General features: G+C 55.0%; 21 protein-coding genes. 15 read left to right on the plus strand and 6 right to left on the minus strand.

Annotated elements, in window-relative coordinates:
- Positions 1-14 precede the first annotated feature (14 nt).
- The 7 genes from dgoD to VQ830_RS12160 all read left to right on the plus strand — a co-directional run bounded on the left by dgoD (position 15) and on the right by VQ830_RS12160 (position 6,967).
- Complete coding sequence (dgoD, locus tag VQ830_RS12130; RefSeq protein WP_337268357.1) at positions 15-1,163, plus strand: galactonate dehydratase; 1,149 nt, start codon at positions 15-17, stop codon at positions 1,161-1,163.
- Positions 1,157-1,951 carry an SDR family oxidoreductase gene (locus tag VQ830_RS12135; RefSeq protein WP_337268358.1) on the plus strand — a complete coding sequence of 265 codons (795 nt, stop codon included), beginning with the start codon at positions 1,157-1,159 and terminating at the stop codon, positions 1,949-1,951. The genes dgoD and VQ830_RS12135 overlap by 7 nt, the downstream gene beginning before the upstream one ends.
- A 317-nt stretch (positions 1,952-2,268) precedes the next feature.
- The gene (locus VQ830_RS12140; RefSeq protein WP_337268359.1) at positions 2,269-4,221 is read left to right on the plus strand and encodes a hypothetical protein; all 1,953 of its coding nucleotides are present in this window, start codon (positions 2,269-2,271) and stop codon (positions 4,219-4,221) included.
- Between the two features lie 35 nt (positions 4,222-4,256).
- Entirely contained in the window at positions 4,257-4,475 is a 219-nt protein-coding gene (locus VQ830_RS12145; RefSeq protein WP_337268360.1) for a hypothetical protein, read from the plus strand.
- 25 nt (positions 4,476-4,500) lie between these two features.
- The gene (locus tag VQ830_RS12150; protein ID WP_337268361.1) at positions 4,501-5,730 is read left to right on the plus strand and encodes a YcaO-like family protein; all 1,230 of its coding nucleotides are present in this window, start codon (positions 4,501-4,503) and stop codon (positions 5,728-5,730) included.
- On the plus strand, positions 5,727-6,431 hold the full coding sequence (locus VQ830_RS12155; protein WP_337268362.1) for a TfuA-like protein: 705 nt from the start codon (positions 5,727-5,729) through the stop codon (positions 6,429-6,431). The genes VQ830_RS12150 and VQ830_RS12155 overlap by 4 nt, the downstream gene beginning before the upstream one ends.
- A 284-nt stretch (positions 6,432-6,715) precedes the next feature.
- Positions 6,716-6,967 carry a hypothetical protein gene (locus tag VQ830_RS12160; protein ID WP_337268363.1) on the plus strand — a complete coding sequence of 84 codons (252 nt, stop codon included), beginning with the start codon at positions 6,716-6,718 and terminating at the stop codon, positions 6,965-6,967.
- Between the two features lie 181 nt (positions 6,968-7,148).
- Here VQ830_RS12160 and VQ830_RS12165 read toward each other — a convergent pair whose 3' ends face one another.
- Positions 7,149-8,318, minus strand: a complete 1,170-nt coding sequence (locus VQ830_RS12165; RefSeq protein ID WP_337268364.1) for a hypothetical protein — start codon at positions 8,316-8,318, stop codon at positions 7,149-7,151.
- 535 nt (positions 8,319-8,853) lie between these two features.
- On the opposite strand from VQ830_RS12165, the gene VQ830_RS12170 reads away from it, so the two are divergent.
- The 4 genes from VQ830_RS12170 to VQ830_RS12185 all read left to right on the plus strand — a co-directional run bounded on the left by VQ830_RS12170 (position 8,854) and on the right by VQ830_RS12185 (position 12,317).
- Positions 8,854-9,885: a methionine ABC transporter ATP-binding protein gene (locus VQ830_RS12170; protein WP_337268398.1), complete on the plus strand. Its 1,032-nt coding sequence runs from the start codon at positions 8,854-8,856 to the stop codon at positions 9,883-9,885.
- Complete coding sequence (locus VQ830_RS12175) at positions 9,875-10,543, plus strand: methionine ABC transporter permease (protein WP_337268365.1); 669 nt, start codon at positions 9,875-9,877, stop codon at positions 10,541-10,543. Before VQ830_RS12170 ends, VQ830_RS12175 begins: the two co-directional genes overlap by 11 nt.
- Positions 10,544-10,585: 42 nt before the next feature.
- Positions 10,586-11,362, plus strand: a complete 777-nt coding sequence (locus VQ830_RS12180) for a MetQ/NlpA family ABC transporter substrate-binding protein (RefSeq protein ID WP_337268366.1) — start codon at positions 10,586-10,588, stop codon at positions 11,360-11,362.
- A 193-nt stretch (positions 11,363-11,555) separates the two neighbouring features.
- On the plus strand, positions 11,556-12,317 hold the full coding sequence (locus VQ830_RS12185; RefSeq protein WP_337268367.1) for a DUF6683 family protein: 762 nt from the start codon (positions 11,556-11,558) through the stop codon (positions 12,315-12,317).
- A 108-nt stretch (positions 12,318-12,425) separates the two neighbouring features.
- On the opposite strand, the gene VQ830_RS12190 is transcribed toward VQ830_RS12185, so the two are convergent.
- Positions 12,426-13,463 carry a LacI family DNA-binding transcriptional regulator gene (locus VQ830_RS12190; RefSeq protein WP_337268368.1) on the minus strand — a complete coding sequence of 346 codons (1,038 nt, stop codon included), beginning with the start codon at positions 13,461-13,463 and terminating at the stop codon, positions 12,426-12,428.
- 294 nt (positions 13,464-13,757) lie between these two features.
- Between VQ830_RS12190 and VQ830_RS12195 the strand changes: the two genes are divergently transcribed.
- The 3 genes from VQ830_RS12195 (at position 13,758) to VQ830_RS12205 (ending at position 17,409) form a co-directional block, all read left to right on the plus strand.
- Positions 13,758-14,732 carry a sugar ABC transporter substrate-binding protein gene (locus VQ830_RS12195; protein ID WP_337268369.1) on the plus strand — a complete coding sequence of 325 codons (975 nt, stop codon included), beginning with the start codon at positions 13,758-13,760 and terminating at the stop codon, positions 14,730-14,732.
- Between the two features lie 90 nt (positions 14,733-14,822).
- Positions 14,823-16,403: a sugar ABC transporter ATP-binding protein gene (locus VQ830_RS12200; protein WP_337268370.1), complete on the plus strand. Its 1,581-nt coding sequence runs from the start codon at positions 14,823-14,825 to the stop codon at positions 16,401-16,403.
- A gap of 55 nt (positions 16,404-16,458) precedes the next feature.
- Positions 16,459-17,409 (plus strand): ABC transporter permease, encoded by a 951-nt coding sequence (locus VQ830_RS12205; protein ID WP_337268399.1) that lies wholly within the window; start codon positions 16,459-16,461, stop codon positions 17,407-17,409.
- A gap of 95 nt (positions 17,410-17,504) precedes the next feature.
- Here the strand turns inward: VQ830_RS12205 and VQ830_RS12210 are convergent, their stop codons facing one another.
- The 4 genes from VQ830_RS12210 to VQ830_RS12225 form a co-directional block, all read right to left on the minus strand.
- Positions 17,505-18,281 (minus strand): VWA domain-containing protein, encoded by a 777-nt coding sequence (locus VQ830_RS12210; RefSeq protein WP_337268371.1) that lies wholly within the window; start codon positions 18,279-18,281, stop codon positions 17,505-17,507.
- Positions 18,278-19,090: a toxic anion resistance protein gene (locus VQ830_RS12215; RefSeq protein WP_337268372.1), complete on the minus strand. Its 813-nt coding sequence runs from the start codon at positions 19,088-19,090 to the stop codon at positions 18,278-18,280. The genes VQ830_RS12210 and VQ830_RS12215 overlap by 4 nt, the downstream gene beginning before the upstream one ends.
- Positions 19,091-19,297: 207 nt before the next feature.
- Positions 19,298-19,993 (minus strand): TerD family protein, encoded by a 696-nt coding sequence (locus VQ830_RS12220; RefSeq protein ID WP_337268373.1) that lies wholly within the window; start codon positions 19,991-19,993, stop codon positions 19,298-19,300.
- Between the two features lie 18 nt (positions 19,994-20,011).
- The gene (locus VQ830_RS12225) at positions 20,012-21,184 is read right to left on the minus strand and encodes a Toxic anion resistance protein (TelA) (RefSeq protein WP_337268374.1); all 1,173 of its coding nucleotides are present in this window, start codon (positions 21,182-21,184) and stop codon (positions 20,012-20,014) included.
- 273 nt (positions 21,185-21,457) lie between these two features.
- Between VQ830_RS12225 and VQ830_RS12230 the strand changes: the two genes are divergently transcribed.
- Positions 21,458-23,563, plus strand: coding sequence for a carboxy terminal-processing peptidase (locus VQ830_RS12230; RefSeq protein ID WP_337268375.1), 2,106 nt, complete (start codon positions 21,458-21,460; stop codon positions 23,561-23,563).
- The last annotated feature ends 8 nt before the right edge of the window (positions 23,564-23,571 follow it).

The raw sequence follows: 23,571 nt of genomic DNA on the forward strand, positions 1-23,571 counted from the left end.
CACGGATATCTTCCATGAAAATCACCAAGCTTACTACTTACATCGTGCCGCCACGGTGGCTCTTCCTCAAGATCGAGACCGATGAAGGGATTGTCGGATGGGGCGAACCTGTCGTTGAAGGCCGCGCCCTCACCGTCGAAGCTGCCGTGCACGAACTGGAAGATTATCTGATCGGCAAAGATCCGTTTCTCATCGAGGATCACTGGACGGTCATGTATCGTGGCGGATTTTATCGGGGCGGCGCTGTGCACATGAGCGCCATCGCCGGGATCGATCAAGCGCTTTGGGATATCAAGGGCAAGGCGCTCGGCCAGCCGGTGCATTCACTTCTAGGTGGCCAGTTGCGTGACCGGATCAAAGTCTATTCCTGGATCGGTGGGGATCGACCCGGCGATGTGGCCCGCAATGCCCGGGAGGTGGTGGCCCGCGGCTTCAAGGCAATCAAGCTTAACGGTTGCGAAGAACTGCAAATTGTCGATAGCTGGGAAAAAATCGACAAGGCGGTCGAGACCATCGCGACGATCCGAGATGCGATCGGTCCGCATATCGGGATTGGGGTCGATTTTCATGGCCGAGTGCAAAAACCGATGGCGAAGGTCCTCGCAAAGGAGCTTGAGCCTTACAAGTTGATGTTCATCGAGGAGCCGGTGCTTTCCGAAAATCGAGAGGCGCTGAGAGAAATTGCCAATCACAGTTCGACCCCGATCGCGTTGGGAGAGCGGCTTTTTTCGCGTTGGGACTTCAAGCAGGTCTTGGCGGACGGGTATGTCGATATCATCCAGCCGGATCTGTCGCATGCGGGGGGCATCACCGAATGCCGCAAAATCGCGGCGATGGCGGAGGCCTATGACGTTGCGTTGGCGCCGCATTGCCCTCTTGGCCCCATTGCACTCGCCGCCTGTCTTCAAGTGGATGCAGTCAGCCACAATGCCTTTATTCAGGAGCAGAGCCTCGGCATCCATTATAACGCGAGCAACGACATTCTCGATTACATTTCCAATCCGGAGGTCTTTGCCTATGCCGATGGCATGGTCGCGATCCCGCAAGGACCCGGCCTCGGCGTGGAGGTCAACGAAGACTATGTGATCGAAAGGTCAAAGGAAGGGCATCGCTGGCGCAACCCGGTCTGGCGGCACGAAGATGGGAGCTTTGCGGAATGGTGAGGGGGACGCAGCGCAGGGGCCGGCTGTCCGGAAAGCGCATCGTCATCACAGGCGCTGCCCAAGGCATTGGCCTTGCCATCGCAAAGGCATGCCTTGACGAAGAAGCAAGCCTGATCCTCCTCGACCGAGATGGCGATCTCCTCGGTCGCGAGGTGGCCGCGCTAGGAGTCGAAGAAGGACAGCTTTTTCACGCGGAGGCCGACATCACCGAACAGACCGGCATCGCTGCCGCCATTGCGAAGGGCGCAGAGGCAATCGGTCAACCGAACGCGCTCATCAACAACGCCGGCGTCAACGTGTTTTCAGAGCCGCTCTCGATCAGCAATGAGGAATGGGACCGCTGCTTCGACATCAACCTGAAGGGCGCCTGGAACTGCTGCCGCACCGTTCTTCCCCTCATGATCGAAGAAGGCGGCGGAGCCATTTTAAATATCGCATCCACACACGCATTCACCATCATTCCAAGCACCTTTCCTTACCCTCTTGCCAAGCATGCCTTGCTGGGGCTGACAAAGTCACTCGCCATCGAATATGCCGGGCGCGGGGTGCGGGTTAATGCGCTGGCGCCGGGCTATGTAGAAACGCAGAAAGTCATTGACTACTGGAATAGCTTTGCCGATCCAAAAGCAGCCAAGGCCGAGACAATGAAGCTGCATCCTCAAGGCCGAATTGCGCGTCCAGAAGAAATTGCCCTTGCCGCGGTTTTCATGATCTCAGACGAGTGCCGGTTTATGAACGCCGCCTGCTTGACGATTGATGGCGGACTAAGCGTCATACAGCACCAATAAACTGCGATAAATCTCCTCCGGACTGCCGCCGCGCTGCACAGGACGTATGTGCTCGAATTCGGCCTGGCGAGAACCAGCGGGAGCCAGTCACACCTCGTCTTTGCCATAAGATCGTCTTGCCAAAAAGCTGCTTTCTCAATAGCCAGAGCAGGAACAGTTGGCGCGCCCGATGCCGACGTCATCTTCTAACGCAAGCGACAATCGTCTGTGCCTACGCAGCCGTTTATCTTGAAAATCAATTTTGATTTTCGCGCCAATACTGTAGCGTCCCGCGCAATTTGGTCTATCAGGATGTGAGCAACAGCAGCGAGCAAGCGATGGTCTTCAAACTGCATACAATAGGCTGGCTTCGGCTTCTCGATCCCATGGAACAGCAGGTGCCATTCCCTGAGAAGGGTCTGATCATCCTTGCTTATCTTTACACCTGCCCGCAGCGTTTCGAACTGCGATCGACGCTGGCAAAGCTGTTATGGGACAATCTTGAGCCGGCGCAGGCTTATGCCAACCTACGCAAGACCCTGTCCCGCATGGATGCCCGTCAGCAAGAGCTTGGTGCTCGATTTCTTGAGACTAGCCCGACCCAGATTACACTGCTGGAGGGTGCACTTGAATGCGATCTCGCCGCCTTGCAGGCACCTCCATCTCCCGATCCCCTCAGCGATCTACGTCTACTGGCGGGACTGCCGAGCCAGCTGTTTCTCGACAGGATTGAAAACCCTGGACGAGCCCTTGGGAATTGGATTTACCAACAACAGCGCAGCCATCTCAGCAAACTTTCCGGCACGCTCATGGAAGCGATTCCCCATGCGAAATCCGCATCCGAACGGGCATTGGTGCGCAAGTCTGCGCTCGAGGTCTTTCAGCACGATCCAAACAATGAGGCAGTCCTTGCTCTTCTGAACGAAGAACAGTCGCTAGCCGAAGCGGTGCCGGCAGGTACTGGCAGCATCATTCGCCAAATCCATGGTGACTTGAAAAATTTTCCACGCGGCGATGAGCATTTCGAGGATCCCGCTACGAGGAGTTTAGAGCCGCAGCCCGCCAATGCTTTGGATCCGGCAAAGAACGACCGCGGTGTTGGATCAACCGAAACGGCGGCAATCGTGCCTCGGTCGGTCCCGCGACTTGTGCTTCTTCCTCCCTTGGGTGGTACGGCGGCATCCCATAAGTTGTTGCCCTTTGCAGAGGCCCTGATCGAAGACGTCACGATAGGGCTCTGCTCGCTCGCGTCGGTCTCCGTCATCGCGCCTTACACTGCAGCCCAGATCGGACGCCAATCGGACAAAGCTGAGACAATTGCGCGTCACGCGATCTCCTATGTGCTTGATACAAAACTATCCGTTCAGGGCGGCCAGCCCAGCCTCTTTGCTCAATTGATCTACTTCGCCAATGACGAGGTTATTTGGGCAGACCGATACGACATGGACGCAGACAAGCTGGCCGAGCAGCGAAGACAGATTGCAGCACGAATAGCGATCGCGATCGGCGATCAAATCAAACGGAACGAGGTCTCAAGGGAATATTTCGAAAGCAGTCCTGTTGCTTACCATCACTATCTTCTTGGACAGCGACACCTAAAGCACCTCACCCTTCCAGACATCAGACGGGCGCGCCGCGAGTTTCGGACCGCGCTGACCGACAGCAGATATTTTTCTCCGGCCTTGAGCGGAATAGCCCGAACATACGCCCGCGAATGGCTGATCACGGCACGCGGCGATGCCCAACTTCTGAAGGAAGCGGAAAAATATGCTGGCCGGGCGATCGAGACCGGTGAAGGCATGGTTGCCGGCTATAAGGAGCTTGGCGTAGCAACCCTCTTGCTGGGCAACATCGATGGAAGCGTTGAAGCGCTGGAACTCGCGGAAAAGCTCAGTCCGCATTATGCCGATGTCGCGGCGGACTACGCCGATACTCTGGTGCACGCATCGCAGCCTCGTGAAGCGCTCGTGAAGATCGAGAAGGCGATCGATCTTAATCCTCTTTCGCCGGATGTGTATCTATGGACCGCAGCGGGTGCGAGCTACTGCCTCGGCAACTATCAGGCAGCGCTATCCTACATCGGCCGGATGTCCGACCGAGGCCTTGCAAATCGTCTGTCGGCCGCCAGTTGGGCGATGCTGGGCGATCAGCGACGCGCGAGATATTTCGTGCGCAAGGCGCGCGACACCAACCCGGATTTTGAGATCGACACTTGGCTTGCCGCCGTTCCGTTCAAGGAACAATGGCAAAAAGATCATTATCGCGAGGGTCTGCGAAAAGCAGGCTTTTAAAGCAGCGGCATCATCAACAGTGAGGGACAGGAAAAATGGCAAAAGTCGTCGTAATCGGATTGCCGGGAGAAGATAAGCTATGGGTTGCCGATCTGGACGCCGGCACGGTTACGCCCTTGGCAACGCCGGCATCGGGCCCGTTGGGAGAGGCTTTGAAATTGCGGGCGAGCGGGGCAACGATCATCAAGGGCGTCGACTTTTCTGTCGTCGTTGGTTCGGCGGCCGAGGCGCTGTCCGGCCACCTCGACGGGTAGGCTGAACGGCTGGCTGCTTCGCTCCATGACAGCGGCACGATCCGACGCCAGAGGCGACCGACTCACGTATAGCGACCGTGTTTGTCCACCTGACGAAACGCTTCGTCGCGTAGAACCGCTTCTGGCGCAATACGGCATAACTCGCGTTTGTCGACTGACCGGCCTCGACAGGATCGGCGTACCGGTCTGGAGTGCTGTTACACCCAACGCCTACTCTATTGTTACGCATCATGGCAAAGGTATTACTGATGCCGACGCCCGGATCTCCGCAACAATGGAAGCGCTCGAGCGGGCCATCGCTGCAGAGCCGGCGATCACCTCGGTTCGCGAGACGCAAGCATACCTTTCGTCAGTAGGAGATGCCATTGACCGGCTCGACAATCTGATCGCTCACGGGGCGCAGGATATTGCCGAGGATGAAACCCTCGAGTGGGTTCAAGGCTGCGAAATCCTCGGCGGAGGAACGATGTGGGTGCCCCGCGACGCTGTGGTTCTCGATCGCAGATCCGACACGCCTCGTTTCTGGCAATCGTCCGATGGATTGGCCTCGGGCAATACCTTTGCCGAAGCGAGTTTCCATGGGCTCCTAGAACGTATCGAGCGAGACGCGGAGACACTTTGGAATGTTTCCACACTGAAGCAACGTTTTGACAGCTGCTGTGACGCTACAAGCTTTGATAATCATGTCATCGACGATCTCGTGCGTCGGATTGAGGCGGCTGGATTGACGCATCGGCTTTTCGACATCACGAGTGACCTCGGCGTTCCATGCTTTGCGGCCTTCATCGGCCCTGCCGGCATTGAAACGAAAACCTGCGTCCGTCTCACCGAGGTCGCCAAAGGCAACGGCGCACATCCAGTTGCGGTGCGGGCAGTCATTAGAGCCATGACCGAAGCGATCCAGTCGAGACTCACCTATATAAGCGGGGCGCGCGACGATATCGATCCGGACACATTCACGCGCTCCCTCCCCCGCGAGATCCAACGCCTTTTCGAGGCACACCCGCAAGGGCGGCTGTCTGAACGACAGGCGTCATTTAAACCTGTGTCGGAGCCTCTCGAGCAGATGTTCTCCGATCTTCTCGACCGCCTTCGTCAAAGGAACATTGGACCGGTGATCGCGGTGTCGCTAACGCCTGTCAACGTTCCCATCGCTGTTGTGAAGGTTATTGTTCCTAGCCTCGAAAATCCAGCCGGCAACCGCAGACGCCGCTTTGGCGCGCGGGCCATCATGCAAAGCTTGGCAGCGTCATGAAAATCATTTTTGTCGGACCGACAGTGACCGATGCGACAGATCTCGTTTCCGATACAATCGAAATAAGAGGTCCTGCTATGCACAGGGATATACTCGACGCGACCAATGAAGGCGCAACTGTCATCGGAATTGTCGATGGTTGTTTTGAAGATGCCGCACCGGTGCGTCATAAGGAAATTCTCTTTGCCCTAGCCAAGGGCGTGCGTGTTTATGGCGCCGGGAGCATGGGCGCGCTTCGGGCTGCGGAATGCCAAGTCTATGGAATGATCGGGATCGGCAAGATTTTCACGTCCTATGCAAATGGCCAGCTAATCGACGATTCAGATGTTGCCCAGATCCATGGTCCGACGGAGCTGAATTATCTCCCACTATCCGAACCGCTCGTGAACGTGATTGCCACGCTCGATCATCTTCTGTCACGGCAAAAGCTCGATCGACAGGAATATGAAATTCTGCGCGCAAGCGCCGAAAGACTTTTCTTCAAGGATCGGACTTATCGCAGTGTCGTTGCCCGGGCCGACCTATCAGACGGCTCCAGTCGCAATAGGCTGGAAGACCTTCTTCTCAGCAATGCCGTCGATCAAAAGCGACGCGATGCGTTGGAGCTCATTGCTGCGGTGGAGGCGGCTGAAGATATTCGTCACTCAGCAGAAAAGGATTGGAGCTTCATTTCGACAGCGCAATGGCGCCGGAGCCTTTGAGATCAATGGCAGAAATTTCGGTCAATCCGTTCGAGCAGACGGACGAAAAGATCTAAAGTATTGGGTTATAAATAAAAATTTCTGATCACCTTTCCCCCGTCTCGTCCAATGTGCTTGTGTCTCAAGACCCATTAAAAAACGCGCGCTCACTACAGCGACTATAGGTTGCGCGCGTGACCGGGATAATCACTGAAGCTGTGTCACGCCGGTGTCACGCGCATTCATGACGCTCATTGGCTATCTATTCCCCGAAGGCCAACTGCCGAGAGGGTAAGAGAATAAGTATGCCTACGAAATCGTCTGAATATGCCGCTATCGAACTGGAAGATCGGGTCAGCGATCTTGCTGCCATTGCGCGTTTGGTTACCTATGCCCGCGAAAGCTGCAAGCAGCTTGACGTTATGAATTCGGCCTATTGCCTGGATCAGGCTTTGAGCTCGCTCCTCGAAGAGCTGGCGAAGTGCGGCGTAAGAGATGTGAATGGGGTCGTCCTCGAAAAGTCTGCTGCGCGACTGGCATCGAGTTCCTCGCACTGAGCCTTCACCCCAAGGAATCGCAGGAATAGTCCAAATCCTGGACATTTAGCCGGCCCGGAAATCCATATTCCGGGCCGGTATTGTTTGATCGACCCTCACCTTGACCTGATGCACTGAGGGTCCGTTGTACCTGCAACATCCAATCAGTTTGGCCGAAATTCTCGCCACTTCAAGAACGGGATCACATTGCCTGTCCGGAAATCTGCGAGGGCTCGATTATCTTTATCCCATAGCTCTTGTTGGCGCCATATTGAACCAAAGCAATCGCAAGAGGCGGGAATATCAAGCTCAAGGTTACGACCACCGGAATGGAGATCAGCGGTTTGGTTCCATTTTCCCGCGCGCGATCATTTATAAAATCAGCGAGCGTCATAAGAATGACGGGTAACCCAAGCGGTATCAAGATCGCAATACACATCGCGCTGAATGGCGTCAAAAGCCGCTGTGAGGCAGCGACACCCGCCAGCTCGCCATGAATACGGTAGACCCAGTATGCCAGATATATGAGCATAGCGACCAGGAAGATCGCAAGCGAAGCAACCGATCCAAACGGCCCATAGCTTGGGCTCTCTAGGGCTTCGCCTTGACCGGAAGCGGCGATAAAAAGAAGCCTCAGAAGAGCGATGATGGGTAAGATATAGATAATCGCGATGAGGAGCGGAGAGCGACGGCGTGGCGCGAACGCTTTGTGTCGAGGTCGGGGCGCCTTGCTGAAATCGAGATCACGCACCGGAGCCAAGACAATTGCAGCCAAAACCAAACAAGCGAGCAAGGCAAAAATGACAGTCTCGCCACTTCGATCATTTTGATAAACTGGCATGAAGGAGGCAGCGGTGGTGCTTAGCGATGTCATGGACAGAAGCGCAAGAGCACAGCCGAAGTCGATCTTGGATGGCCGCGCGCCGACCAGAAAAGTTGCGGTGGCCAGTGGAAATAGCGTGTGGACGGTACCAATCGTAGCGCCCATTGCGAAAAGAAGCAAAGGGCTCGTCCACAAGCCAGGGACTAGCAGGAAAGCCAGCGCCACAGCGGCCGCGACGATTAGCGGGATCATCAAACTGGCACGGGGACTGCGTCCCGCGACGGAAAAAGCTGTAAACGCACCGAGGATCAAACCGATATTGGAGCCGAGTGAAAAGATGCCAATCTCCTGATAACTGGCGCCGAGTGAGGATGAAATCAAAGGAAGCGATAGATTGAGGATCTGGACGCCAATCGTGGCGAAGAGTGTTGCAAGATAAAGCGCCCAAAAGCGGTAGCTGCTCAGAAGATCCGCTAAGGTCCATCTCATGTCGGCAGCGGGTGTGGAGGTGTTATCCATTAATTTCATCGACCCTTTGATCATCATCATTCATCGGTATTCCCGCGGCCCGCCCGTCATAGCTGTGTAAAATACGGGTTGATGAACGTCTTAGTAGAGTTGTGCTTTCGCCTCAATCCGATAGCAGCCATGAGTCAACCCAAAAAGCTTTCGCGCTCGAACATTCGGCATTGCATCAACCGCGGGCTCTCGGACAAAGCGTGTCGCATGGCTCGATATCTTGTGCTTTTAAAAAAAATAGATCGTGAAATCGAGCCGACGTCTTAGGAATATTTTCTTTGCCGCATCAGTTGCACGAACAATGATCCCTCGGCAGCCGCCGGTCAGCATGAGATAACCCGCTGATGGAACAAACCCGCAGATATTTCGCCGCCTCTTTCCATTCAAAATCTCGCTTGTCACATGGTGTGTGTCGGTCATAGGACCCGATTGCCCAAGCTGCGGATTTGCAGTTATAGAGCCGCCAGTTTGCGATACTGAAACGCGAGAAGTTTAGATGACAGTGCAAAATGCGGGGCACGATACAGGCCGAACGACGGCTGCGGGCGCCATGCATCCACATCCTATGGTCGTATTTGAAAAAGCGAGCAAGCGCTACGGCGCGGCCGGCGATGGCGGGTTCATGGCCGTTGCCGATATAAACCTTGCCGTTGACCGCGGCGCGATCATGGGCATCATCGGCCGCTCAGGCGCTGGAAAATCCACTCTCATTCGAATGGTCAACGGACTTGAGAGCGTCACATCGGGAAAGGTGCTGGTGGATGGTGTCGATGTTGGAGCGCTTGGTGCTCAGCAGCTTCGCGATCTTCGGCGGCAGATCGGTATGATCTTCCAACACTTCAACCTCCTGTCGTCGCGCAGCGCCTTCGAGAATGTGGCACTGCCTCTGGAAATTGCGGGCTTCGATCAAGCGGCAATCCGCGCCAAGGTCGGCCCTCTGCTTGAACTCGTTGGGCTCTCAGACAAAGCTGCGAACTATCCAGCCGAACTCTCCGGCGGCCAAAAGCAACGTGTCGGCATTGCCCGCGCTCTTGCGACAGATCCAAAATTATTGCTGTCAGATGAAGCAACCTCCGCGCTCGATCCCGAGACGACACAGTCGATCCTGGAGCTCCTGAAACGGATCAACAGTGAGCTTGGCCTGACTGTCCTCTTGATCACGCATGAGATGGACGTCGTCAAAGCGATTGCGAGCCATGTTGCGGTGATTGACGGCGGACATATTGTCGAGTCAGGCCGTACTTTCGATGTTTATACAAGACCGCAACACGACACGACGCGCACCTTGCTGTCCTCTGCATTGAAACTGCCGCCTTGGCTCAGTTCCGCGATCAAGCCACAACCGTCTGCCGGCGACCGACTTTTGGTCAGGCTGGTATTTTTCGGCGAAACGGCCTTCAGGCCGCTGACCGGACGGCTGGTCGCGGAACTCGGCGCGGACGTCAACATCCTTGCCGGCGCTATCGAGGAAATTGCCGGCGAGCCTTTTGGCTCGCTCGTCGTATCCTATTCGGCAGAGCCCGACGTCGTTGCCCGTGCCGATCGCTTCTACGCAGAAACGCAGCTCAAGACGGAGGTGCTCGGTTATGTCGCCTGATATGATCTTCAACCTTCTCTCCAAAGCCTTGGTTCAGACCCTGCAAATGGTTTTTGTCGCAGGCATCGTTGGTTCATTGATCGGGCTTCCCCTGGGTGTCTTCCTGGCGACCAGCGGCAAGGGAGAGCTCTTCCCTGCACCGGCCGTCAACAAGACACTCGGACTTCTCGTCAATGCGGCGCGCTCGACGCCCTTTATCATTCTAGTTGTCGCGATCGTCCCATTAACGCGACTTTTGACTGGCACTTCGATCGGCACTTGGGCGGCAATCGTGCCTCTTACGATCGCCACCATTCCGTTTTTTGCTCGTCTTGTGGAAGCGGCCATTCGAGAAGTGGATAAAGGGCTCATCGAAGCGGCGCGTGCGATGGGCGCAACGCCCTCCCAGATTGTTTTCAAGGTGCTGCTGGCTGAAGCCCGACCCAGCATTCTGATGGCGCTGACGATGACCATTGTCAGCCTGATCGGGTATTCTGCCATGGTCGGGGCCGTCGGCGGCGGGGGGTTGGGCGACCTTGGCATTCGCTTCGGCTATCAACGGTTTAACCCGGAAATGATGGCCATTGTCGTTCTGGTGCTGATCATCCTGGTCCAGGCCGTTCAAAGCGCTGGGGATTGGTTGGCACGTCGCTTCGACAAACGAAGCCGCAAGAGCTGATTTTCGAAAGACACAACAATAAACTCACCAAGGAGACATCCAATGAAGAGACTCATCATCGCGGCAGCTTTGGCCGCTCTCGCAGCAGGATCGGCTTTTGCTGAAACAATCAAAGTTGGCGTGACACCTGGCGAACATGCACAGATCATGGAAAAGGTTGCTGAGGTCGCAAAGACGAAGGGACTGGACATCGAAGTCGTCGAATTCTCCGACTATGTCGTTCCCAATCAGGCGCTCGCCGATGGCGACATTCAGGCCAATTCATTCCAGCATCAGCCCTATCTCGACAATCAGATCGCCGACCGTAAATTCGATCTTGTCAGCATTGGCACCACCATCACAACGCCAATGGGCGTTTATTCCAAGAAGGTGAAGAGCCTTGACGACCTCAAGGAAGGCGCGACCGTTGCTATTCCGAACGATCCCACCAATGGAGGTCGTGCGCTCTTGGTTCTCGCCAGCAAAGGACTGATCAAGTTTAAGGAAAATCCTGGCATCAAGGTGACCGTGGCTGATATCGCCGAGAACCCGAAGAAAATCGACTTTGCAGAAATAGACGCAGCTCAGTTGCCGCGCTCGCTCGAAGACGTCGATGCCGCCGTCATCAATACGAATTATGCGATGGAAGCTGGGCTTAACCCGCGCAAGGATGCTATTGCCATCGAAAGCGATAAGTCTCCTTATGCGAACGTTATTGTCGTGCGTGCCGCTGATAAGAATGCACCCTGGGCGAAAACCCTTGTCGAATCCTATCACGATGAAAGCATTCGCAAGTTCATCAACGATCAGTTCAAAGGCGCGTTGATCGCTTCGTGGTAAGCTCTCACGAGAATGCGGTTTGCCGCGATGGGCCGCATTCTCAACTCTGCAGCGTTTTACCTCTGCGGCACAACAGGGTTGCATCAAGTCATCAATGAAAGCCCGGGCGGTCGCTGAAAATCTATGGCCGACCGCCACGAGGCGAATGCGATCCCATAGCATCACCGTCGAACTCTTGAGGAAGCAGAACCTGATGAAGCAGCTTTTGGTGATTGCAACGTTGACGGTTAGTTTATGTTGGTTTGAAAACGCTGCGGCGGATATGGTCGATCAATTTACCTGGTCCACCATTATTCCTTCAGTCGCTCAAACCGACATTCTTGGAACGATGTATCGAGAAGAGCTGATGCGGCAGGAGGAGCAAGCTCGGCGCGGCAAGCAGGAGGCGCCATCACCGCAAGGAAGCAAGCCCCAAGATCAATCACGCGTCGCTTCTCTCCGTTACATCCCGTCGAAAGTGCGCCGAGAGGCTAACCTCTCCAACTTTATCGCAAAAGTACAAGCTGTCGATCCAGCCGAGGCGGTTCAACTTCAGCAGTTGTTTGCCGATGGCGATATCATCGAGAAGATTCAAGCTGCAATCAATTCGCAAGGTCTGCGCATAGACGATCTTGCCGATGCATATACCGTTTGGTGGGTCGCGGCCTGGGAGGCCGCGCATGGCGGAAACGACACTCCAAGTCGCGTTAGCGTGAATGCCGTCAAACTACAATCAGCGCGAGCCCTGGCCAAAATGCAAGCGCTCACCACCGCGTCCGATCAGCAAAAACAAGAGCTTGCAGAAGCCTTATTGCTGCACGCCATGTTGATCGACGGCGCAATCGATCAGGCAAAGGGCAATGCGGCGCAATTGCATGAAGTGAGCGCTGCCGTCGATAAAGGCGCGGCCAAGATGGGAATAGATATGCACGCAATCGAATTGACGGAAAAAGGTTTTGTGCCGACGAAGCGGTGAAGGTTGCGTGAAAGTTTACAAGCTTTGCGGGTGGGACAAAGCGTATTCCCTTAGGCAGTGGATGTTAGCATCCTGACGAATAGACATTCGCTCTATCCGTTTTTTCGATCAGCCAGGATCTTTTCTAGCCGTAAGAGGCGGAGGGACTTGTGGTGGCGCAGTCGACTCACCCTCCACCAATTCACATTGAAAATGCATCGGCGCTTCGAAAGCGTGAGGCTTGAGACCATCGAGGAGTGTGGCGACGGCTGCCGAAGCGATATCGCCGATGGGCTGGCGAACAGCGGTCAACCGTGGCGTCACGATATCGGCGAGCTGCACGCGGTCGAAACTGACGATTGAGAGAGCCGCCGGCACGGGGATGCCCAAATCATTTGCAGCTCTGATGCAACCGATTGCCTGCTGGTCGGAACTGGTAAAAATTGCAGTGGGGCGTTCATCCCGTGCCATGGCTAGCAAATAGGTGCTGGCAAGACGCGCACTATGATAGTCGAAGGCGGCCTCTACGATCAATGGTGTTGAAGCTTTGGCAGCTTCGGGACACGCCGACAGCGCGTCGCGGAAGCCTTCCAGACGATCCTTGGCCGGCACTGAATTGGACGGGCCGGCAATACAGCCGATACGGCGGTGACCCAGCTTCAAAAGGTAATCAACCGCAAGTTTGGCCCCGCCACGATGATCTGCGCTAATACCCGGGTAGCCCGGCAGGAGCCGATCCACGACGACCATCGGGACGCCCTTCGGGGCCTTGAGTGCATGAAAGCCATTGCTGGGCACGAGAATGATCCCATCGACTTTTCGGCTGGCAAGCTGTGCGAGACGATCTGCCTCTTTCCCCACGTCATCAAAGGAGGTCATGAAGATGACATTGTGTCCGCGCGACGTCGCAGCCTGCTCCGCATGTTGAACAAGCTCGGCAAAAAACGGATTGAGAAGATCGGGAATGACAATGCCAATTAACCGGCTGATCTTGCTGCGCATGCTGCGGGCTAAAGGATCTGGTTCGTATCCGAGCCGCTCAATCACTCTGCGCACCCGAACGCGGATTTCTTCCGTGACGGAAGGATGGTCGTTGATGACGCGCGAGACTGTACCCGTCGCAACCTGGGCCTCGCGGGCGACGTCCTTGATGCTGATTTTCTTCATCGCCTGCGATAGATCCATTGAGAATATGTGGTCTTAGACGTCGCGCATAAGCTTGACCGCGCGCTATATATCAACAGGCCGCTGCGGCAAGACAATTCCTCGAAAGCACTCGCGATGAACGGCTGAATCGTTTCATCACGAAGTGAAGCGATGCGGCCACTACTCTCGCGAGAGGTGCAATGTAGCAATCCTCAACTTTGATTGACAGCCTAAAACGCTGTTGTTACACAGGCTGCGTTGGAAACGTTTCATCGCTTTGTCGTGATGTATCGACCGTTTCCTTGGGAGGAGAACATGCCAAGATCAACTCGATTCATCGAGCGTCGTCGCGCGCTCAAAATTAGCCTTTTTACGACAGCAACTCTCGCGCTGACCTCTGTGGTTGGCATCCAGGGCGCATCGGCTGCTGACAAGCCAAAAGTTGGCTTGATCATGAAGTCCTTGTCGAATGAGTTCTTCAAGCAGATGAAGGCTGGCGCAGATAAGTATGCTGCGGAGAACAAAGACAAATTCACCTTCAAAGCGGTCGGCATGAAGGACGAGCGCGACTTTGCAACACAGGTCGATGCCGTCGAGAATTTCGTCACCCAGAAATACGACATCATCGTCGTAGCGCCAGCGGACTCCAAAGCGATGGTCACCCCGATTGCAAAGGCCGTCAAAGCGGGCATCAAGGTGATCAATATCGACGTTGCGCTGGATGAAGACGCGAAGAAAGCAGCCGGCCTTGATCTGGCTTTCTTCGGCCCGGACAACCGCGAAGGTGCCAAACTTGCCAGCGATGCGCTGGCAAAGGACCTGGGTGCCGGTGCGAAGGTTGTTATCCTTGAAGGCAATCCGGAGGCCGACAACGCCAAGGAACGCAAGAAAGGCTTTATGGACTCGGTTCAATCCGGCAAGCTCGACCTTCTCGACAGCAAGACGGCGCACTGGGAAACTGAAGAAGCGAACACGCTAATGACCAATTTCCTGACAAAATATCAGGGAATACAGGGCGTTATGGCGGCAAACGACTCAATGGCTCTCGGCGTTGTCAAGGCATTGGACGCAGCTGGTCTTAGCGGCAAGGTCAAGGTCGTGGGCTTCGACAATATTCCGCCCGTTCAGCCTTTGATCAAAAACGGCAAGATGCTGGCGACCGTTGAGCAATACGGCGCTCAGATGGCTGTGATGGGCATCCAGTATGGCCTGCGTGAAGTGGCCGGCGAGAAATTCAACGGTTGGGTCAAAACCGACATCAAGCTGGTGACGGCTGCCGACGTAAAATAACTTCATTGACCGCAATCCGATGCGCTGCACCATGTGCGGCGCATACCTCCGTCGATGACTTCAATTCAAACTGCAAGGGAGGCGACTGTCATGAACGACAGCCGTGCAGGGCGCACGCCGCCACAAGCCGCCGACACTCAACTCAATGTTCCACCGTCCTCAAAAGCCGACCAAATCCTGAAACTTGAGGGTATCGGAAAACGCTTTCCAGGTGTCGTTGCGCTTGACGGCGTATCATTCGACATCGCCGCGGGATCTGGCCATGTATTGCTGGGCGAAAATGGCGCCGGTAAATCCACGCTGATCAATCTTCTGGGAGGCGTTTTTAAGCCGGATGACGGCAGCATCATATTCGACGGCAAGCCTTACAGCCCCTCCTCACCCTTTGAGGCATTTGCGGCAGGCATCCGCATTGTTCACCAGGAGCTACACCCGCTATCAAACCTCACAGTTGCGGAAAACCTTCTGTTTGAACATCTCCCGCGACGGTATGGGATGGTCAATTTTGCCGCCATGAACAAGCGAGCCTCCGAGCTTCTAGCTGAGGTAGGACTCGATATCGGGCCAACGACCCTCGCCAGCAGATTGAGCATCGCCCAGCTTCAGCTTCTCGAAATCGCAAAGGCGCTTTGCTACGACAGCAAGCTTATCGTTCTGGATGAACCGACGGCGACGCTGACATCCCGTGAAGTCGAACGGCTTTTCGCGATTTTGAAACAGTTGCGGACCAAAGGCGTCACCACCGTTTATATCTCACATCGGCTCGAGGAAATTTTCGAGGTTGGTGACAATGTCACTGTCCTTAGGGACGGAAGGCACGTCACGACGCGTCCTCTCGATGGTTTGGCCATTCCTGATATCGTGAAGCTCATGGTCGGACGTACGCTCGCCGAGCATAACTATTTTCGTGCTGACAGCAAAATCGCCGGCCCGGCCCTTGAGGTTCGTGGTCTGAAGGTAACGAAAGCCAGTTCGCCGCTCGATTTCACCGTAGCCAAAGGTGAAATTGTCGGGATCGCGGGATTGGTGGGTAGCGGACGAACAGAGGCGGTGCGCGCAATTTTCGGCGCGGACGCCAAAGATGCCGGCGACGTCTACATCGACGGTAAGATGGCGTCTATCAACACACCACGCGACGCGGTCACGGCAGGCATTTGCCTTGCCTCTGAAGATCGAAAGCATCAGGGTTTGCTTCTCGATATGAGCTGCGCGCAAAATACCACGATCACGGATCTCGCGAAGGTTTCGCATTACGGCCTGATGCGCCGAAAGAGCGAAAACGAACAGGCGCAAAGACTGGTCAAGGAGCTTCGTATCAAGACACCGTCCATCCATCAGAAGGTCGGTACCTTTTCAGGCGGCAACCAGCAGAAAGTCGTCATCGCGAAGTGGCTGTTTCGCGGCCCCAAGGTCCTCATTTTTGACGAACCGACGCGCGGCATCGATGTTGGGGCGAAGGCGGAAATTTACGAGCTTCTCGGCAAGCTGGCGGCGGAGGGAAAAGGCATCCTCGTCGTTTCGTCCGATCTGCCGGAACTCATGGCGATATGCCATCGCATCATCGTCTTTTCCAACGGCAAGATTGCCGGCGAAGTGCCTCGAGAACAATTCGAAGAAAGCACCATCCTCTCGCTTGCATATAAGGAGTACGGCCGTGTCCGCGAACACTGATACCCCAGATGGGACGAAGCAAAGCGGAGCCTGGGAGAACCTACTTCGCATTTCAATGCGCGAAGCCGGGGTGGCGCTGGCGCTCGTACTCATTGTCATCTTCTTCTCGATCTTTGCTCCCTATTTTGCGACGCCGGAAAACTTCCTGAAGATTTTCGTCCAGATTGCAATCAATACGGTCCTTGCTGCTGGCATGACCTTCGTAATCCTGATTGGCGGTATCGATCTTTCTGTTGGGGCGCTTCTTGCCCTCTGTACCGTGGTGGGTGCGACAATCATGATCGATCCAAGCTACTCCCCGACCGAGGCCATCGTTCTCGCCAGCCTTGCTGCCATGGGCACCGGCGCGGTGCTGGGCGCTGTCAACGGATGGGTATGCGAACGGTGGAAATTGCCTTCCTTTATCGTCACCCTAGGCATGCTGAATGTGGCAAGCGGGCTTGCCCGCGTGGTGAGTGACAACTCCACGATCACCGGCCTACCGCAACCCTTTGTCGATTTCGGCAATCTGATTTTCTGGGGCGTCTTTCCCTCGATCTTCCTGATTGCGATCATCATCATTTTGATCGGCTGGTTCATTCTTCGCTACACGGTCTTCGGACGGATGATCTTTGCGATCGGCACGAATGAAGAGGCTGTACGTCTTTCGGGCCATACGCCGCGCAATTACAAGATCGCCGTCTTCACGATCTCCGGTCTCACAGCCGGCATTGCGGCGATGGTCTATCTCCTGCGCCTGAATGTCGGCAGCCCCGTTGCGGGCGTGGGTTACGAGCTGAATGCGATTGCTGCCGTCATCATCGGTGGCACGAGCCTTTCCGGCGGCAAAGGCTCGATCATCGGCACGCTGGTAGGCGCTTGCATCCTGCAGGTCCTTTCGACAGGACTGCAATTGATGGGCGCCGACGACAATGTGAAGCCAATCGTCATCGGTGCCGTGATCGTGCTGGCGGTCATTCTCGATGCATATCGCGGCAGGCTCCTGAAGAAACTGGAAACGCGTTGAACGCCCTAAGGCGTTTCCTACGCCGGCTCGCAAATTTTCTCATCAGCCCTTCAATGGTTGTTCCGCCCAATCATCCAAGCGGAACAACTGAAATATCAATGATGGTCGTCATCGCCATCATGCTCGTGCTTCAACCACGAGCAAAGCTCCGCAGGAAGAAGCTTTTCGTAAGCGTCTTCGCTGCCGACAAACTTGCCGAGATCTTCTGCGCTCACAAAGCCGACATTTGGAAACTCTTCTGCCGCACGCCGCAGAAAGGTAAAATCGTCATGGCCTATTCCAACCATAACGTAATAAATTTGCGATTCAGCGTGTTCAGCTTCAGACAACAGCTCCCAGGCTGCATCCGGATCGGCATTCATTCCGTCTGTTAGGAAATAATTGATGGCAGGCACGCCTGAACGGGTTTCCTCGCCAAACTCATCTCGGGTCTGCCCAAAGATCAGACCGAGTAGCCCGCCGGCATTGTGCTCTTCAAGTAGTCCATAGGTCATCAGGTTTGACCGAATGACGGGTGCATACGCCGTTCCGCCCCACAGAATGCTGGCGATATGCTGATTGTCGATGATCTCGCGCTGAATGTACCCTTGGTATGTCGAGGCAGTCACCGGCGTCAAAGATGCCATTCGGTCGCCGTTGGAAAATACCCAGGTGTCGATTCGTCCATCGTCATCGAAATAAAGCGCGACAGGCAGAACACGTTCCAATGCCGCCTGAACGATCCCGTTGTTGAAAAGTCCAGCCATCGATCCGGAAACGTCGATATTCAGCCCGACCTGAGCCGGGATCCGCTCGTGAATACCTTGCTTTTCCAAAACAAAGCCAACGCGCCGCAATTCTTCCTCTGGCTTCTCTAGTCTGAACGTCGTCATTGAAGATCCTTTCGTAGGAACGAGTGAAGAAGTTGCGCGTAGCGACGTTCGATCTCGGAAACGTCGATTGAAGCATCTGGTTGCTGTGACTGCATGGCAAGGGCTGTGGCGACACTGGCTTGCCAGGCAGGCAAATCGCGCCGAAGCATCTCGTCGCAAAAGGCGCGGGTTTTCCCGACTGCATCTATAAGAATGTCCAATGTCTTCAGGGCGACAGGCACGGAAGCCACAGAGGCCGAAAGAGAGCTAGTCCGGTTCTCCAACGCACTTTGTTGCGTCGCGTAATGTGCGGCCAGAGCCGGATCCTGCGCCACTTTCTCATCAATATAGCTGACGATAAAACGGCCGGCCAAAATATGAGCTTCAAGCGAGCAGGATATCTTGTCCCCTCGTTTGCGCAGGGACCGCATTTCATTCTCTAGCGTCAGAAGGCTGGGTTCCAGTCGCATCAGTTGCGCCGCGATGTCAGCGATAGCATTGGTGTGCCTGTCGTAACGTCCAGCCGCCGACTGACCGGCAAATATCGAAATGATCCGATGAAAGGTGCCGTCTGTTCCTTTGAATAAAAGAGCGGGATCGACAGATTTTAGATGATAAAGAAGATCGGTAGACAGCTGTTTTGCCTGTTGAAGTGTCTGATCTTCCGCAAGTGCCAATTGCCGTTCACATAAAGAGGCATTCTCTTGCTGCACTTGGCTTCCAAAGCGGACCACGTCGTCGAACTCATGGTCATCGAGATTAACCGCTGCAATCAGTCGTAGCGCTGACCGGAGAACATCCCCGCTCGCCGTAGCATCAAGTTTACGCAAGTCCTCTTCCGTACAGTCAATACGGCGCCTCATCACACCACCGATAATAATGCGAGGCATGTCGGGCGAGCTAGGCCTCATTGGAAGAGGCTTGCCGAATGGAATTTTGGGATGCGCCGAAATATCACCGGCATCCTTAGCCTCTTGGAACAGCACCCGAGGCAAAGACTTTCGTTCATTGTCATCGGCAGGGGGCACGTGATCGTCCTATGTAAGATAGGCGTTGATGACTTCGCCAAGCCCTGCATTCGAGCCAGCTCCGACCGCATGAAACTTCCACGATCCGTCCTCTTGCTTCAGGAAGGACGCGACCTGAATTGTGGTTTTTCCTGCAAATTCAGAGGTCAGTTGATAGCGGCAGAGTTCGTCGTCCATGGAATCGCACACTTCGATAAAGGCGTTCTTGACCTTTCCGAAATCCTGACGTTTGCGCTCCGCGTCATGAATCGTCGCCCAGACCGCCAACTCGGAAATCTCGGACGGTAGTTTTCCGAGCACAATTTTGAATTCTTCGCGAAAGCCCTCGCCATGATGGCTGCCTACTTCATCCTCATCGTCGTCTTTCTCAGCATGAGCCGATCCGCCCCTGCCCGTCCGGTCGTCTCGCTCGTGCCACATAGATCCGTCCTCCGTTTGGAAAGATCCATCGGCGTTTTTTATCAGCGATCCTTCCGGATTACGCGGACCACGCACGAACGCATAACAAAGAGCATGGGAACCATCGTTATAAAGACGCGCGCGGCTTGCATCTCCGCACGGATGAATCAGTGCGAAACAGTGAACATCGAGATCGAAGGCCGGGCCCGCGCCCTCAGGCGAATCCCAGACAAGGCCCGAATGCACAAGCTCGATTTCCTTTTGGATTTGGAAAGACTGTCCCTTGGAGAGATTGAAGGTTGCCATCCGTAAGCTGCTCCGGTGCTAAATCGGCCGATTTGTAATGAGGCTGCGCGCCTGCTCCAGCTTGGAACGCGCCTCGGCATAACGTTGTTTATTCTTTTCGCCTTCGGCGACAACCTTATCAGCGATCGCTCTTAATCTCTGGGCTGTACCCAGCACCAATTCCGCATCGGCAAGACGGTTTTCGCCTGAGGAACGGGCAGCCTTGATCGAGACGTCGCTGAGAACATCCATCCCGTATTGCTGCAAGGAGGAGCGCAGTTCTCGTCGCATCTCGTTCATTTGCTGGATCGACTGCATCTGGAAAAGAACGTGAAGCCGAAGGAGAACCGACTTGATGTCATTGAATTCTGCACTTGCGGAAGAGACCGTTTCGGCAAGCGTCGCTAAAGCAGCTCCTCTTGCGATTCCTATCGAATCCAAATCAGCGGGCGCTTTGGCGTAGGCTGTCTCAAGCACCAGAAGCCGATTGCGGAATATCTCGAGCTTCTGGCCCTGGTCTCGAGCAGTCTGAACACGCAGAGGATCGCCGCTCGCTGCTTCGGCTCTTAAGTGATCAAGTTGCATTTCGCTTTGGGTCACGATGCGCCTGCCGGCTTCTACGAAGACGCCAAGCGAGACGATGGCATCGCGATAGGCATCGGCAAGTTGGCCCATGCGCGACACCTCTTCCACCAGCTTCACGCTCTCCGCATCGACCTTGGCTTCGAGCGGACGAATGAGGTCTGACAGTGATTTCGCCTTGCTTTGCAGCAGGCTGCGAACTTCGTCACCGACGCGCTTCAGCCGCTCGGCTGGGTCTTTCAACCCAATGGCCATCAAAATGCGGTCCAGGATATTTCCATTGAGCTTGGAGCGGATTTCGACCTCGAGCTCCCTGAGATTTGCGCCGTTTACGCCGTCACGAATGGTTCTGAAGAGTTCAAAAAGAACGGGAGACTGGGCATTGGTCAACTGAACGAGGATTGCATCCAGTTTGGCGCTGAATGAACTCACCGCCTCTTGACCAAACGTCACCAGGTTTGCCGCTTCCAGGTCATCCAATCGTGTTCGTTCTGAAATTTCCTCAGCTTCTGCAACACGTTCTGGAGGCAGCACGATTGTGACGACAGCCGCTTTATTCTCCAGTTCACCGGTGGTGGGCAGCAGGCTGCTGTCCGCTGTCTCAGCGCTTTGCGGTTTCAATTCCTGCAAGGTAGTTCTACCCTCCCGTGTTGATGAGCGGAATGTAGCGAATAGGTAGCAGGCAGGCAATTAGGGCGAAGGCGCGATAAAGCCAAGATAGTGTCCGTACGGCCTTCCGATCAAACCGACAAAGAGACCACGCGATATGTTTGATCACAGGTTTGTGCGCAGCCACGCGAATCATTCATAGATTGGATTGTCGGTATTGGTTGCTAAAAGACCTTATTTTCTCCATTGAATATCCCCACAACTGTCGCCACTGCAAATTGGATCAACGTCGAAATGCGTCTTGTCTATAGCCTGTTTGGCATTTTCCTTGCCATCGCCCCTTCTGCCTATGCTCTTGACGCAGCGCCGCCGCCTGTCTTGTCGCCGTCTCAAACTCAGGGGCAGGCTGCGCATCTGAGCGCGGAATTTTTAACGCGCTATGCCTACAAGCCTGTCGCACTGGATGACGCTTTGTCCGCCAAGGTCATGGATCGCTACATCAAATATCTGGATCCGGAGCGGAGCTTTTTTCTGCAGGCTGACATCGACAAGATCATGGCTGACCGCACGAAGATCGATGATGCCATCGAACATCAGGATTTGAAGGTCCCCTTCTCAATCTTCAATCTCTATCTGCAGCGACTGGTCGATCGCATGACGTTCTCACGGGACTTGCTGAAGCAAGGCTTTGACTTCGGCAAGCAGGAAGATTTCGCAATCAATCGTGAAAATGCACCGTGGCCGCAGTCCAAGGCAGAAAGCGACGATCTTTGGCGCAAGCGGGTCAAAAACGATTGGCTACGCCTTAAACTCGCAGGCCAATCTGATGCAGCGATCAAAGACACGTTGGACAAGCGATACAAGAACATTCTCGACCGCGTTTACACATACAAGAGCGACGATGTCTTCCAGCAATTTATGGAAGCCTATACGACATCCGTCGATCCTCATACGGACTACTTTGGCGCTGCTGCATCAGCCGATTTCGATATATCGATGAAGCTGTCTCTCGTCGGCATCGGCGCTGTTCTGCAGGAACGGGACGGTTATACGACCATTCGTGAACTTGTCCCCGGTGGTCCTGCGCAACTTTCAGGCAAATTGGAAGTTGGCGACCGCATCATCGGGGTTGGCCAGGGAGATGCAGGACCGATCAAGGAAGTGGTGGGCACGCGTCTCGATGAAGTCGTGCAAATGATCCGCGGCACCAAAGACACTGTCGTTCGGTTGGATATCTTGCCGGCAGCGGCTGGAGACAACGCGACCCACCGGATCATCAACCTTGTCCGCGACAAGATCAGCCTTGAGAAGCAGGCAGCGCAGAAATCAATCGTTCCCGTCGAGGAAGGCGGGGTATCGCGCAAGATCGGCGTTATTACGCTTCCTGCGTTCTACGAAGACTTTGATGCACGGCGCAAAGGCGACCAGGGTTATCGTAGTGCCAGCCGCGACGTGGCCAAGCTTCTTGACGAGCTCAAGGAGGAAAAAGTCGACGGTGTGTTGATCGACCTTCGAAATAACGGCGGCGGATCGCTCTCCGAGGCGATCGATATGACAGGACTCTTCGTAGGAGCCGGACCTGTCGTTCAGCAACGTGATACGGACGGCAAGATCAAGATACAGGGAGACGATTTGCCGACACCGGTGTGGACCGGCCCGCTCGGCGTCTTGATCAATCGCGGCTCGGCTTCGGCCTCGGAAATTTTTGCCGCAGCCATCCAGGATTATCAGCGTGGCGTGATCATAGGGGAGCCAAGCTTCGGTAAAGGAACGGTGCAGACCGTTGTCGATCTCGACCAGGTGGCGCATAACAGCAAGCCTAAACTCGGCCAGCTGAAGCTCACGATTGCGCAGTTTTTCCGCATAGACGGGGGAACGACGCAGCTCAAGGGCGTTACACCCGATATCAGCTTGCCAGGCCTTTCCGACCCGAAAACCCTCGGGGAGCAAAGCTATGACAACGCTCTGCCGTGGGCGCAGATCAAGCCGGCGAAATACGCTCTCGAAGGAAATATCAAGGCACTTCTTCCACAATTGCAGAGCCGGCATGATGCACGTGTCGAAAAGGATCCCGACTATCAGCGCTTCATTGAAGACGCTGCAGAATTGAAGGCGCAGAGGGAAAAACAGACGATATCGCTGAACGAAACCGTGCGTCGCAACGAAATGACTGCGATGACAAACCGCTTGAAGTCACGCGACCAATCCGGCGATGGTGTGCTCCGTCCTGCAGATGATGGTCTTCAGGGCAATGAGCGCAGCTTAAGCGCTGATATCGCCATGGAAAACGCGCGAAAGAACGCCAAGGATGTATTGAAAAAGGAAGCAGCCTCGATCGTCGCTGATGAGGCAGCTCTTCTTCAGCAAGCCGGAAAGTCGGGCCAGCCAGAAGCGAAGTAATTTGGCTG

Source organism: Oryzifoliimicrobium ureilyticum (assembly GCF_037199735.1).
Classification (GTDB): Bacteria; Pseudomonadota; Alphaproteobacteria; order Rhizobiales; family Rhizobiaceae; genus Rhizobium; species Rhizobium ureilyticus.

Excerpts from the sequence above, each read along its gene's own strand:
- VQ830_RS12230 (WP_337268375.1), top strand. The coding sequence starts at position 21,458 with ATGCGTCTTGTCTATAGCCTGTTTGGCATTTTCCTTGCCATCGCCCCT.
- VQ830_RS12140 (WP_337268359.1), top strand. The coding sequence starts at position 2,269 with ATGGTCTTCAAACTGCATACAATAGGCTGGCTTCGGCTTCTCGATCCC.
- VQ830_RS12205 (WP_337268399.1), top strand. The coding sequence starts at position 16,459 with ATGCGCGAAGCCGGGGTGGCGCTGGCGCTCGTACTCATTGTCATCTTC.
- VQ830_RS12200 (WP_337268370.1), top strand. The coding sequence starts at position 14,823 with ATGAACGACAGCCGTGCAGGGCGCACGCCGCCACAAGCCGCCGACACT.
- VQ830_RS12160 (WP_337268363.1), top strand. The coding sequence starts at position 6,716 with ATGCCTACGAAATCGTCTGAATATGCCGCTATCGAACTGGAAGATCGG.
- VQ830_RS12210 (WP_337268371.1), bottom strand. The coding sequence starts at position 18,281 with ATGACGACGTTCAGACTAGAGAAGCCAGAGGAAGAATTGCGGCGCGTT.
- VQ830_RS12170 (WP_337268398.1), top strand. The coding sequence starts at position 8,854 with ATGGTCGTATTTGAAAAAGCGAGCAAGCGCTACGGCGCGGCCGGCGAT.
- VQ830_RS12155 (WP_337268362.1), top strand. The coding sequence starts at position 5,727 with ATGAAAATCATTTTTGTCGGACCGACAGTGACCGATGCGACAGATCTC.
- dgoD (WP_337268357.1), top strand. The coding sequence starts at position 15 with ATGAAAATCACCAAGCTTACTACTTACATCGTGCCGCCACGGTGGCTC.
- VQ830_RS12185 (WP_337268367.1), top strand. The coding sequence starts at position 11,556 with ATGAAGCAGCTTTTGGTGATTGCAACGTTGACGGTTAGTTTATGTTGG.
- VQ830_RS12175 (WP_337268365.1), top strand. The coding sequence starts at position 9,875 with ATGTCGCCTGATATGATCTTCAACCTTCTCTCCAAAGCCTTGGTTCAG.
- VQ830_RS12165 (WP_337268364.1), bottom strand. The coding sequence starts at position 8,318 with ATGATGATGATCAAAGGGTCGATGAAATTAATGGATAACACCTCCACA.
- VQ830_RS12135 (WP_337268358.1), top strand. The coding sequence starts at position 1,157 with ATGGTGAGGGGGACGCAGCGCAGGGGCCGGCTGTCCGGAAAGCGCATC.
- VQ830_RS12195 (WP_337268369.1), top strand. The coding sequence starts at position 13,758 with ATGCCAAGATCAACTCGATTCATCGAGCGTCGTCGCGCGCTCAAAATT.
- VQ830_RS12190 (WP_337268368.1), bottom strand. The coding sequence starts at position 13,463 with ATGAAGAAAATCAGCATCAAGGACGTCGCCCGCGAGGCCCAGGTTGCG.
- VQ830_RS12150 (WP_337268361.1), top strand. The coding sequence starts at position 4,501 with ATGACAGCGGCACGATCCGACGCCAGAGGCGACCGACTCACGTATAGC.
- VQ830_RS12220 (WP_337268373.1), bottom strand. The coding sequence starts at position 19,993 with ATGGCAACCTTCAATCTCTCCAAGGGACAGTCTTTCCAAATCCAAAAG.
- VQ830_RS12180 (WP_337268366.1), top strand. The coding sequence starts at position 10,586 with ATGAAGAGACTCATCATCGCGGCAGCTTTGGCCGCTCTCGCAGCAGGA.
- VQ830_RS12145 (WP_337268360.1), top strand. The coding sequence starts at position 4,257 with ATGGCAAAAGTCGTCGTAATCGGATTGCCGGGAGAAGATAAGCTATGG.